Below are 11,881 nucleotides of genomic sequence, written 5' to 3' on the forward strand. Positions count from 1 at the left end.
GGCCACCACCGGCGGGACGACGGGCGGGGGCGGCGCGTCGTGCCGGGCGATGCGCTCGGCCAGCACCTTCTCCCAGGCATCGAGCGCCAGGTGGATGCGTGCGCGCCCGGGCTCCGTGGTGGCATCCGTGGCCGCGCGGTACTGCTGGACCAGCTTGCCCCGCAGCTCGCCTTCCGCATCCACGTCCTTCGCCCGCGCACGCAACTGCTTGAACAGCCCGGCCAGTCTCCGCGCGAGCCGCTTCTCCGACGGTGAACCGAGCGGCAACGCCGACGCCTTCGCCTCGATCCCGGAAGCCGTGTCCGCGTCGTCTCCGGCGACAACCGGGGAGGTGACCTCCGCGGGCGTTTCCTGGACGCCCGCGAGCACCGGGGCCGTGCCCACCGTTGGCTCTGGGCGCACGACGTCCGGAGGCCGCGGCGTCAGCACGGGCGCGGGCGGAGTGGGCTGCTGTTGAACCCGGGCCGGCGTCGCTTCCCGCTCGCGGTTCAGCCAGCCGAAGCCCACCCGCAGCAGCACCAGCGCCGCGACCGCTCCCAGCACGAGCGGCGCCGCCGCCTTCCGGCGATCCGTCAGGAACCGCGGAGCCTGGACCGTGGAAGGGGACGTTGGCGCTTCGCCCTCCGGCTTCATCGCCGTGCGGAGCCCCGTCGTGCCCGTGGGCTTCTGGAGCAACAGCTCCCGCGACAGCGCCTGGAGCTGCTGGCGCACCGCTTCGGCGGAGGCCGGACGCCGCGCGGGATCCTTCTCCAGCAACTGGAGCACCAGCGCGTCGAGCGCGGGCGGAATGCCCTCCACCTTCGACGAGGGCCGGGGCGGGGCCTGCTCCACGTGGGCGAACATCACCTGCACGTTCTCGCCCTGGAAGGGCCGCGCGCCGGTGAGCATCTGGAACGTCATGATGCCCACCGCGTACAGGTCCGTCGCCGGACCGATGGTGCCTCCGCGGATCTGCTCGGGCGCCATGAACTCCGGCGTGCCCAGCACGGAGCCGTCCGTCTGCGTCAGCCCGGCGTTCGACTGCAACACCTTCGCGATGCCGAAGTCGACCAGCTTCAGGGTGGGCGCAGCGTCCGGCAGCTCCACCAGGAACACGTTCGCCGGCTTCAGGTCCCGGTGCACCACGCCCGCACGGTGCGCTGCCCCCAGCGCGGACAACATCTGATCCATCATCCAGACCGTCATCGCCACGTCCAGCCGGCCCTGCGCGCGCAGCACGTCCGCCAGCGGCCGACCCTGGAGCAGCTCCATCACCACATACGGACGCCCATCCGGCAGCGTGCCGAAGTTGAAGATGTCCAGGATGCCCGGGTGCCGGATGGCATTCACCGCGCGGGCCTCCACCAGCAGCCGCTGCGCCTGCTCCGGCGACATCAGCTCCGCCCGCAGCACCTTGATGGCCGCCTGCTTGCCAATGAGCGGATGCACCGCGCGGTACACCACGCCCATGCCTCCGGAGCCGATGCGCTCCTGGATGACGAACTCGCCCAACTGCGTCGACACCAGCGGATCCACCGGCGCCAGGGCCGGCATCTCCTGCTGCGTCACAGCGCGGTGCGACCCGGTGTCTGGAATCTTTCGAGTCTTCATTGGAAATCTGGCTATCCAGCGAGAATAGCGTGGGCCCGGGGGAACGTCGCACGCCCCGGCCACCTGCCCCAAGCCCGGCCGTCTGCTTGCTGACGCTGGCCACGGCGGAATGCGGATCCGCGCTGTTCCTGGAATGCGCGGATCAACCGCTGAAAAGAGCGCCCTGCGGGGTGGGTGGGCCTCAAGGAAAAGTCGCCGTCCCGTTGTAGGATCGGGGCGTCCTTTTCCGGACGCTCCCGGGTCGTGCTCTGGGTCCCTGCTTCCGGGGACCTCACCCGGAGGGGGAACATGGCACCGGCATACGACGCCCTGGTCATCGGCACCGGGTTTGGCGGCGCAGTGGCGGCCTGTCGGCTCGCGCAGGCGGGGCTGTCGGTGCGCGTGCTCGAGCGCGGCCTGCGCTACCCGAAGGGCAGCTTCCCTCGCGACTTCGAGGACCCCCGCAACGGCTGGCTGTGGCAGCACCGGCAGGGGCTCTTCGACATCAAGCTGCTCAAGGGGATGAGCATCGTGCAGTCCGCGGGGTACGGCGGCGGCTCGCTCATCTACGCCAACGTGCACCTGCGTCCTCCGGCGGAGGTGTTCGCGTCGGGGTGGCCGGAGGGCTACAGCCGCCCGGCGTTGGATCCGTACTACGACCTGGTCGCGCACATGCTGGACGTGCAGCCCATCACCGCCTCCGCGCGCGGCCTGCCGACGAAGACGAAGCGGATGCAGGAGGTGGCGAAGAAGCTGGGCCGCGAGGCGCAGTTCTTCCACCCGAACCTCGCCGTGCGCTTCGCCCCCGCGGGCGAGTCGCTGCCCAACAAGTTCGGCGTGGCGCAGGAGGGCTGCAACTACTGCGGCGAGTGCGACATCGGCTGCAACGTCCGCGCGAAGAACACGCTGGACCTGAACTACCTGGCCGTCGCCGAACAGCAGGGCGCGGAGGTCACCACGCAGGCGGAGGTGACGCGCATCGAGCCGCTGTCGCCGGGCTACCGCGTCACGTTCACCGACCACGCGGCCGCCGGCATGCAACGCACCGTGGACGCGCGCCGCGTCTTCCTCTGCGCGGGCGCGGTGAACACCACGGAGCTGCTGCTGCGCAACCGTGACGTCCTGGGCACGCTGCCGGAGTTGAGCGCGCGGCTGGGCTCGCACTACTCGGCCAACGGGGACTTCCTCGCGTTCGCGTTCGACACGAAGGAGCCGTGGGACCCTTCCGTGGGCCCCACCATCACCACCGGCATGGTGGTGGAGGAGGGGACGGGGAAGGACAAGACCTGGTTCCTCTTCCAGGAGGGGGGCCACCCGGCGCAGGCGGCGGGGCTGATGCTCGCGTTGGATCCGGACCGCGCGCTCAGCCTCCCGGCGGACCTGCTCCAGCGGGAGCTGGTGAAGGCGCTGCGCCTGCGCTCCAGGGAGCTGGCCGCCATCGAGAACGAGCGTGGCCGCTTCCAGGCGGTGTTCCTGGCCATGGGCCGCGACAAGGCGAACGGCCGGCTGTCGCTGTCGCCCGTCACGCGCGAGTTGCAGGTGCAGTGGGACGTGCCCGCGAACCTGCCGCTGTACCGCACGCAGGAGCAGCTCTGCGAGGACGTGGCCCGGGCGTTGGGCACGCGCGCGGCCTACAACCCGCTGTGGGAGCGGCTGCACCTGCCGGTGTCCGTGCACAACCTGGGCGGCTGCGCGATGGCGGAGGAGGCCGCGTATGGCGTCCTCAACCCGGAAGGGGAGGTGCACGGCTACCCCGGTCTGTACGTGTTCGACGGCGCGGCGCTGCCGGTGGGCATCGGGGTGAATCCGTCCTCCAGCATCGCGGCCGTGGCCGAGCGCAACGTGGAGCAGGTCATCCGCAAGGTGCAGGACGCCCCGGGCTGGGTGGCCCCGGAGCGGGCTCCCGCGAAGCCGACGCGCGCGGCGCCCCGGGGGTTCGCGCAGACGACGATGCGGATGCCGGTGGAGGTGGAGACGCCGCACATGCCCGTGGTACCGGGGACGGATCCGCTGGGCACGGTGGTGGTTCCGCCCGGGGGCACGGTGGCCTCGCCCACGCCGGTGGTGGGGCTGCGCTTCACGGAGCGGATGAAGGGCTTCGTCCAGCCGGCGTACCTGCCCTCGGACGACTTCGCCGGGGCGGAGCGCGCGGCCCAGCGCGCGGGCCACGTGGCGGACTTCGTCGTCACCATCACGCTGCCCAACCTGGACCGCTTCCTCGCGCAGGAGTCGCACGGCGGCATCGCGCAGGGCACCGTCCACGTGCACGGCCTCACGCCGCCCGGTGGTTCGGCGGTGGAGAACGGCGTGTTCAACCTCTTCGTGGACGCGGAGCGCTTCTACCAGCGGCGCATGCTGTACCTGCTGCCCTTCACCGGCATGGACGGCCAGCCGTACCTGCTGGATGGCTACAAGGAGGTCCGCGACGACGCGGGCTTCGACGTGTGGAGCGACACGTCCACGCTCTTCACGGTGGTGCGCCGGGGCACCGAGCGCACCGCGCCCGTGGTGTCCAGCGGCATCATCCGCCTGCACCTGCCGGACTTCCTCCAGCAGCTCACCACGTTCACGGTGACGGGCACGGCGTCCCCGCTGAAGCGGGCGGACGCGATCCGACGGTTTGGCGGCATGTTCATGGGGACGCTCTGGGACGTCTTCGCGCGCGCGAAGTTCGACTAGGGAGGACGGCACATCGTGGGGATGGCGACGCGTTACGACGTGGTGGTGGTGGGCTCCGGCTTCGGGGGTTCCATCACCGCGCTCAGGCTCGCGCAGGCGGGCAAATCCGTGGCGGTGCTGGAGCGGGGCCGGCGCTATGCCCCCGGCCAGTTCCCCCGCGATGTCACGCGCGCGGATGAGCTGCTCTGGCGCGAGCCGTCCCGGCCCCAGGCGCGGGGCCTCTTCGACGTGCGCTTCCTGTCCGGCATCGGCACGGTGACGGCGAGCGGCGTGGGCGGCGGCTCGCTCATCTACGCCAACGTGCACGTGCGGCCGGACCCCATCGTCTTCGACCATCCGCGCTGGCCGAAGGGCTTCACCCGCGAGGCCCTGGAGCCGTACTACGACAAGGTCGCGCGCGAACTGGACGTCTCTCCGTTCCCCGCGTCCATCCCCCTGCGCAAGCGAGACCTGTTCCAGCAGGCCGCCGGGCGCATGGGCCGGCCGACTTTTGATCCCACGGAAGCCGTGTCCTGGACGAAGCCCTCGGGGCCGGGCCGCAAGGTGTGTCAGCTCTGCGCGGAGTGCGAGTTCGGCTGCCAGCACGGCGCGAAGAACACGCTGGACCTCACCTACCTGGCGCGCGCGGAGGCGCTGGGCGCCACGGTGTGGCCGGGCCTGTCGGTGTCCCACGTGCAGCGCGTCGCGGGCGGCTACCGGGTGCACTACCGCGACCTCGCCACCGGCGCGAAGGCGTCCGTGGAGGGCGCTCGGGTGGTGCTGTCCGCGGGGGCGCTGGGCACGGTGGAGATCTTGCTGCGAAGCCGCGACCGGGCGCGCACGCTGCCGCTCTTGAGCGACCGGCTGGGGCACGGGTACTCCGGCAACGGCGACTTCCTGGGCTCGCTGCAGGGCAGCCGCGAGGAGATCCTCCCGTGGGTGGGCCCGGACGTGGCCACGGTGATGAAGTTCTTCGACCGTGCCCCGCGCTTCACGATGGTGACGGCCACCTTCAACAAGCCCGCCACGACGGTGCTCGCGGGCATGGGGCAGCCGAAGCTGGGCCCGCTGGGGGGCCTCGCCGCGCCGCTGTGGACGAAGCTGGGGCCGCTCGTACACGCGGCCTTCGCCAAGGGGCTGTTCAACAAGCCCTTGAGCAATGCGGTGGACCCCTCACGCACGAGCAACCTGTTCGGCATCGGCCAGGACAACGCCAACGGGCGCATGGGGCTCAAGGGGGACCGGCTGGACGTGGAGTGGGACTACGCGGGCGAGAACGCGGAGCTGGTGGCGCGGATGATGGGCGCCATGCGGGAGCTGGCGTCGCAGTACGGCGGGACCTTCGCGCCGCTCGTCACGTGGGAGCTGTTCCGCCGGCCCTTCACGGTGCACTCGCTGGGCGGGGCGCACGTGGCGGAGTCGCCCGAGCGCGGCGTCGTGTCCACGCAGGGCGAGGTGTTCAACTACCCCGGCCTGTTCGTGGCGGATGGCTCCGTCATCCCCACGTCGATTGGTTTCCATCCGGTGATGACCATCAGCGCGGTGTCCGAGCGCATCGCGGAGGCGGTGGCCCATGGTTTCTGAGCGGTACGACTTCCTGGCGGGGGACGGCCTCCCGCTGCGGCTCACGCGCTACCCGGGCGGCACGAAGGGGCCGGTGCTGCTGGTGCACGGCGCGGGCGTGTGGAGCGGCATGTTCATGCTGCCCACGCTGAAGGAGAACTTCGTCCAGTACCTGGTGCGCCACGGCTACGACACGTGGCTCCTGGACTGGCGCGCCAGCGTGCAGCTGCCCCTGCGCCAGTCCTCGCTGGACGACGCGGCGGACCACGACATGCCGGCGGCGGTGCGGCGCGTGCGTGAAATCACGGGCGCGGACTCGGTGCAGGCGGTGGTGCACTGCGCGGGTTCAGCGGCGTTCTTCATGTCGCTCGCGGCCGGGCACCTGCCGGACGTGCGCAGCGTGGTGGCCTCGCAGGTGGCGCTGCACCACGACGTGCCCAGGGCCACGCGCTTCAAGTCGATGCTGCGGGTGCCGGAGCTGCTGGACCTGGGGCTGGACTCGCTCACGCCGGACGAGGCGTCCAACACGCCGCTGTTCCAGTTGGCCTTCAGCAAGGTCTCCAGCTTCCTGCGCATGGAGTGTGACAGCCCCGTGTGCCACCGGCTGTCGTTCATGTACGGGCGGCTGTACCGGCACTCGAGCCTCAACCGGGAGACGCACGCTCGGCTGGAGGAGCAGTTCGGCCGCTGCAACCTGATGACGTTCCGCCACCTGGCGCAGATGGCGCGGGTCGGACACGCGGTGCGCTACGACCACGGCCGCGAGGGCAACCTCCAGCGCTACGGGCAGGCCCGGCCGCCGGACTACCTGGACCCGGCGCCCTTCAAGCGCCCCATCACGTTCATCTCCAGCGAGCAGAACCGCACCTACCTGCCCACGTCCACGGAGCGCACCTTCGCGTGGCTGCGCGAGGCGAACGGGGCCCGCTACTACCAGCGGCGCATCCTGCGGGACTACGGCCACCTGGACACCTTCATGGGCTGCACCGCGTCCGAGGACACCTACCCGGTGCTGCGCGACGCGCTGGAGTTCCAGCCCCGCGCCCAATAGCACAAGCTGTAATCAGCTTTCTTGAAGCGCGAGTCTCGTCCTTCCTCTTCATTTTGATTGGGTCTCAGTTATTGCCGGCGCCTGAATTTAGTCGCCGCAGCTCTTGCTTGGCTAACGCGCCTGTGAGTTCGCGTGCCCATTATCATGAGGAGATAAAGAGGAATCCCAGTTAGTACTGGCCTCACCTGTCGCGGCGAGTCCCGCCAGAGAATATTTTCAGTAGCCCCTCGGAGATCCCAAGAAAAACATCCGCGATTCGCGAGACCGAACCGCTGATCTCCTTTAGGCTTTGTTCAATTGAAGCAAGTTGGTCCTCGCTCTTTGATGTCACCGGCAATGAGGGGGGCGTCTCCTGCAAGGAAGATGTGTGTCCACCGACTGGAATCTCGTCTGGCTTTGCCCACGGCGTCAGCGATGGATTCAATGGCACGATTTGAAGTGTGCGCATGTCGATATACCCATCTATCCTGGATGCTAGGCGCTCCGCTTCGCCGCGCGTGCCAAGGACAATATTCGCACCCAGTGTAGCTAACTTGAGTGTAGATACCCCTTGAATGCCGCGCCATTTTCTGACTGTGTTTATTATTGCTCCCCAGTCAATAATCGCACTGGGAGGCTCTTCGGAAATGTTGTACTTCCGGTCGGAAAGAAAGTTTGCTGCTCTCAGTTGCGCCTGTACTTCCGTCGGGTTGCGTCGAAAAGTTGCCGAGAAGTGTTTCGATAGGCGGCCAGCAAGATTCGACAGCCTCGCTACGAGGTTGCCGAGGTCCTGGTCACGCCAGTCAATCCGAGCTGCAACAAGCACGACGACCAAATTCGGCCGGCTGTGTTTGTCTTCTGATCGGCTCACAGCGAAAACTCCAATCTCGTCGGAGCGCACGAGCATACAGCGCTGTGTGGAGAGCTCATGCTCAGCAAGTCCGTAGAGAGGCTCAAGCACAGAGGGCCAAACTTTAGATTTCTGAAGCTCCGATTCTAAGGAAAGCAAGAAGTCGTCCTTTGGGGGGACTACCCTCTGGAACTCATCGCTATCTTCCGAAACTCTAAAGCCCTTGGTCCAAACGGTTACGAATGATTCCGTAGGAGCGGATAGGAGGTCGTTTTCCATTAGGTGGCCTTCCATGTAGAGAGGATTTGCTTCCATTGCTTCAGACCTTTGTCGTCGCCATGGATGTCCAGGGCCCTGTTGACAACTAAAAATGCTCTATCGCGGTCAAGTTCGTAGGAGATGGCCACCAAGAGTAGCTCATTCCAGACGGGAAGCGCTTCGGGAAACTGGGCCGTTATTTGTTCGAGCTGTTCTCTGTATTTTGTTATCTCGTCCTTGGTGAGTTCGGCGCGTCTTAGTGCGCGCGCTTGGCCTGTGAGTGTTTCGTGAAGAGCCTCCCAGTCAGAGGCAGCAGGGCTAGGTGTCGAACTGATTGGAGCCGCGTCGCTGGTTGGATTAGGTGGGCTGGGGTCGACGGGGTGGCTGGGCGCTCGTATTGGATCTGCGCTAGGGACAATCGCTTGAATCATGGCCGCGAGTCCGTCGAGGTCGACTTCTTTGCCTTTGGAAAGAAGGCTGAGAGCCTCCAAGAAGGTCAATGCTTGCTTGTTGCCGCTGAAGGATGCTAGCCAGTCAAGGGGATCGATTGGGTGTGGTATCGCGCCAAGACAGCATTCGGCGGCGGCAAGAATAATTTCAGATTTGAGTTTTTGGTTGGCGAGTTGCGCAGACATCTGAATTATGATGCCCTCGGCTCTGGTGCCGCCAAGAACCTCGTTTTTCAGCGCCTGGGGCAGTCGCCATGGCTTGAAGACAGGGACTGTCACTGCGATGTTGCCGTCGGTCTCGAAGTAAATGCTTTCGATGTCAATGAAGACGGGGCGGCCGTCTCTGGTGATTCCAATGTTGCGCGCACATACGTCGAAGTGGTGCCATATTTGTGGTGACTGAATTTTGTCAGGGTTCAGTTGGATGAGAAGTTTGGTGGCCAAGTCACGGCCTGCCTTCCCACTGTCAATAAGCGTTTGCACGATTTGGACTCGCTCCATTGCGAGAAGCAGGCCCTTGTCTAGGATCATTCTGATTTCTAAGATTGGGACGACGGGGATATTTCGCGACTGTCTTACTTTTTGGAGGCGAGCCTCAATTTGCCTTAGTCGCTCGGCGTTTGTGACAATGTGCGTGTCTTTGCCTGCTGTTGGCCCAGCTGCGCGGATGAATTTGATGAAGGCTGCAACTTCTCCGCGGCGCTGCCAGTCTGCGGTGGCGAGGATTGCCCAGTCTCGACCGCTCATCAATCCGTCGGCACTGACGACGTTTATGTTTGACCATTCGCCGGCAGGCAAAACGGTTTGGAGAAAACTCTGAGCATCCATTGCTAAGCTCCTAGCCCGAATGGGCGATAACTAGTCCACCGACCCCCACCGAATGTCGCTACAAGTAGTCGCCCATCCGGACTCCACTGCATCGAGACAGGCATTTCTTCTAGCTGGGGTGAATACTTGGCCTCAGTGACCGCCCAGTTGCCTGAGACGAATTTTGCCGTTGCTAGCTGCATGTTTTTGAGAACCGCCGAGAAAATAGGAGATGACTTCGCTACAGCTAGCGAGTCGAATCCATCCGCAGCCTTCGGTATCGACAAGGTCTTTTCCGTTGCTGTGGCATTAAGAGTGTTGGTCGTTGTTATGGATGCAGCCATTCCTACTTCATTAAGGTGCGTAGGTGCGCTGTCGTACTGAAGCGACACGGGAGATGTTACGCGATCGCCAAAAGAGCCGTCACTTCGTAGGAGTACACCTTCGGATTCTTTGCCATTCATGGCGATGACGAGCATGCTTCTTGGTAGGTATCCGAGTGTTAATATTGGAGTTTGCTCAAGAAAGCCGCCGACGTGATCAATTAGCTGCCACTTTCCGTTCGAGAGCCTGAACGAACCAAGACGGCCTGAGCCAGAGGCATCCACGCCGACAATGTGGCCTGGGCCGATGGATGCCCAGGCGCTCAGCATTGCTGGGAGAGAAGTCTTCTGTATTTGGCTGCCGCTGGGACCATGCCAAATCCAATTTGCGTTCACTCGCTGTCCCAGGGTTATGTTTCCAGAGTCGACGGTCGCCTGGAGTTGAGTGTTTGTTGTGTCAATGTCGAAGTCAGTCAGTTGTCCCGACTTCGAAAACCGCGAATCTTGGTTGGATGATGTCGATAGTTCTGTTTCGAAGATGAAGCCGTCGTTGTCTAGGAAAATAAATGAGGCAGTGCGAGGGGCAGTTGAGGCTGCGGCTATGACGATGCCTGGGGCGTTGCTTTTCTCGCTAATAGCCCTCAGCTCGGGAGCAGTTGCGCGTGCCTCTGTTGCGCTTGTGACTTCAGTGGGTTGAAGAGAAATTGAAGGCACTATTGAGTGTATAGCGTTTTTGGGGCGTTGCAGTGCCTGCCATAAAATCCAAGCGACCGGCCTGAGTAGGCTGTCGGCAACTCTTTCTGTTATGGGGGGTAGTTGACCATTCTCGATTTTCTTGCCAACAACCGAAACCCTTGAGATGCTGTTGGGGAAGTCGTCGTGTTGTTCGAGAAGGATCGTGAGGTGGTTGTGCGTTGTGTCTGCCGCTGATCCCGTGTCGGGGTATTTGTCTGCTTGTGTTATCATTACTGCTGTTGGTATTTTTAGAGCTGCTGAGTCCTGGATTTGCCCAATTACTGCATCGCGATATCTCTTGCCGTCGCTTGTTTCGGCTATGAACTGTTCCGGGCGGACCAGGATGATACACGCGTGTGCGGTTCTTAACACTTCTCGCGCCTGCTCATCGCCCTCTCGATAGCTGCCTCCGCGAAGGTCTGGCATGAGTAGGTAGCCAACTGTTCCGAAAATTGTGCGTAGGTCAAAGAGGTATGGCGACCCTTCATCTGTCCCTGGGGGCCATTCGCCACCTTCTATGAAGCGTTCGATGAGCGGGGTAATTCGGTTTTTCGTCGTTGCCGCGGCGGCGACGAGATTGAGCCCGCGATATGCTTCGCTTTCGGCCTCCATTTTCTGCAAGGCGTATGTGTTGTTTATCAGGGCGAGACTTAGCCCGTGTTTGAGTACATCCAGAGAGTAGTGTGATGCTAGGAGAGCGACTGTTTTCCCGTCGCCTGTCCAGCCCCAAATGGGTATGCTTATTAGTAGGTCTCTGTTTTTGTGTTTGGTGGCGAGTGACTTTTTGATGTCTGCAAATAGGCTGGGCGAGTCCGGGCTTGTCTGTTGCCCGTCGTCTTGTTCTGCGGGGTCGGTGCTTATTGTCTGTGCTGTTGTCTGGTCTTTTTTTCTTGCCATGCGCCTGTTGTACTCGAATTAGGGGTGGGTGCGCCACCTGCATGCCGCCAGCACGTGTCCTTGGTAAGGTGCGATGTGTTTGGCATGCTCTGTGCTCGTGCGGAACTGCGTTACTGCTTGTCTGCTGGGTGGATGAAGACTGGGTGGGTCGGAGTGGACCTGTGGAGGGCTCACATGGGTGGTGCTGGTTAAGTAGCTAAACGACGGAGCGCGATTCTCGATCAGCCTGGAGGGTAGGCGGGCGCCAGCAGCGCGGGGAAGGGGCAGGGACTCGCCCCGTTCGGCCTTGTGTGCGCAAGAACCGGAGGAAGAAGCGAGCCCTGCCTCAGGGAGGGCAACAGCTGCGCCTGGGCTGTCGTGACCGCAGGCGGCTGATTCGCTGGGGAGAGAGGACCGGCTGCCCGCTCACCCTGCGGCGATGCTTGGCGGTCGCCAAGGTCGCGAGTGGGCAGTCACGAGGCCAGGCGGCGCGCGAGCTGCTGTGCGCCACGTCCACGGTGGTTTGCGCGGTCCGTCGTTACCAGGAGCACGGGCGCGAGGGACTGGTGGACCGACGAGCCTTCAATGGCCCCACCAAAGTGGATGAGCGCTTCCGAAAGACTTTGTGCCGGGTGCTGCGTGTTCCGGGGCAAGCCGAGCACCGATTCCGGGCCAAGGTGAGCAGCGATTCCGGAGCAAGGTGAGCAGCCGTTCCGGGGATGCCGAGCAGGCATTCCGGGCATGTCGAGCACCGATTCCGGTG

General features: G+C 64.3%; 8 protein-coding genes. 4 read left to right on the plus strand and 4 right to left on the minus strand.

Annotation, left to right across the window (positions count from 1 at the left end; translation table 11 throughout):
• A partial coding sequence (locus D7X12_RS33045) for a serine/threonine-protein kinase (RefSeq protein WP_147443869.1) occupies window positions 1-1,590 on the minus strand: 1,590 nt, incomplete at its 3' end.
• A gap of 288 nt (window positions 1,591-1,878) precedes the next feature.
• Between D7X12_RS33045 and D7X12_RS33050 the strand changes: the two genes are divergently transcribed.
• From D7X12_RS33050 to D7X12_RS33060, 3 genes are read left to right on the plus strand one after another with little or no spacing between them, the layout of a single operon-like run.
• Complete coding sequence (locus D7X12_RS33050) at window positions 1,879-4,248, plus strand: GMC family oxidoreductase N-terminal domain-containing protein (protein ID WP_120629208.1); 2,370 nt, start codon at window positions 1,879-1,881, stop codon at window positions 4,246-4,248.
• 21 nt (window positions 4,249-4,269) lie between these two features.
• Window positions 4,270-5,811 carry an FAD-dependent oxidoreductase gene (locus D7X12_RS33055; RefSeq protein ID WP_167509074.1) on the plus strand — a complete coding sequence of 514 codons (1,542 nt, stop codon included), beginning with the start codon at window positions 4,270-4,272 and terminating at the stop codon, window positions 5,809-5,811.
• A complete protein-coding gene (locus tag D7X12_RS33060) occupies window positions 5,801-6,841 on the plus strand; it encodes an alpha/beta fold hydrolase (protein WP_120629210.1) in 1,041 nt (346 codons plus the stop codon). Before D7X12_RS33055 ends, D7X12_RS33060 begins: the two co-directional genes overlap by 11 nt.
• A gap of 181 nt (window positions 6,842-7,022) precedes the next feature.
• On the opposite strand, the gene D7X12_RS42590 is transcribed toward D7X12_RS33060, so the two are convergent.
• From D7X12_RS42590 to D7X12_RS42600, 3 genes are read right to left on the minus strand one after another with little or no spacing between them, the layout of a single operon-like run.
• On the minus strand, window positions 7,023-7,949 hold the full coding sequence (locus D7X12_RS42590) for a hypothetical protein (RefSeq protein ID WP_147443870.1): 927 nt from the start codon (window positions 7,947-7,949) through the stop codon (window positions 7,023-7,025).
• On the minus strand, window positions 7,949-9,205 hold the full coding sequence (locus D7X12_RS42595) for a hypothetical protein (protein WP_147443871.1): 1,257 nt from the start codon (window positions 9,203-9,205) through the stop codon (window positions 7,949-7,951). Before D7X12_RS42595 ends, D7X12_RS42590 begins: the two co-directional genes overlap by 1 nt.
• A gap of 2 nt (window positions 9,206-9,207) precedes the next feature.
• Window positions 9,208-11,139, minus strand: coding sequence for a hypothetical protein (locus tag D7X12_RS42600; RefSeq protein WP_147443872.1), 1,932 nt, complete (start codon window positions 11,137-11,139; stop codon window positions 9,208-9,210).
• A gap of 290 nt (window positions 11,140-11,429) precedes the next feature.
• Between D7X12_RS42600 and D7X12_RS33065 the strand changes: the two genes are divergently transcribed.
• Window positions 11,430-11,822, plus strand: coding sequence for a helix-turn-helix domain-containing protein (locus D7X12_RS33065; RefSeq protein ID WP_120629211.1), 393 nt, complete (start codon window positions 11,430-11,432; stop codon window positions 11,820-11,822).
• Window positions 11,823-11,881 lie beyond the last annotated feature (59 nt).

The sequence above is a fragment of the Corallococcus sicarius genome, from assembly GCF_003611735.1.
Taxonomy (GTDB): domain Bacteria; phylum Myxococcota; class Myxococcia; order Myxococcales; family Myxococcaceae; genus Corallococcus; species Corallococcus sicarius.

Excerpts from the sequence above, each read along its gene's own strand:
- D7X12_RS42590 (WP_147443870.1), bottom strand. The coding sequence starts at position 7,949 with ATGGAAAACGACCTCCTATCCGCTCCTACGGAATCATTCGTAACCGTT.
- D7X12_RS33060 (WP_120629210.1), top strand. The coding sequence starts at position 5,801 with ATGGTTTCTGAGCGGTACGACTTCCTGGCGGGGGACGGCCTCCCGCTG.
- D7X12_RS33050 (WP_120629208.1), top strand. The coding sequence starts at position 1,879 with ATGGCACCGGCATACGACGCCCTGGTCATCGGCACCGGGTTTGGCGGC.
- D7X12_RS42600 (WP_147443872.1), bottom strand. The coding sequence starts at position 11,139 with ATGGCAAGAAAAAAAGACCAGACAACAGCACAGACAATAAGCACCGAC.
- D7X12_RS33055 (WP_167509074.1), top strand. The coding sequence starts at position 4,270 with ATGGCGACGCGTTACGACGTGGTGGTGGTGGGCTCCGGCTTCGGGGGT.
- D7X12_RS42595 (WP_147443871.1), bottom strand. The coding sequence starts at position 9,205 with ATGGATGCTCAGAGTTTTCTCCAAACCGTTTTGCCTGCCGGCGAATGG.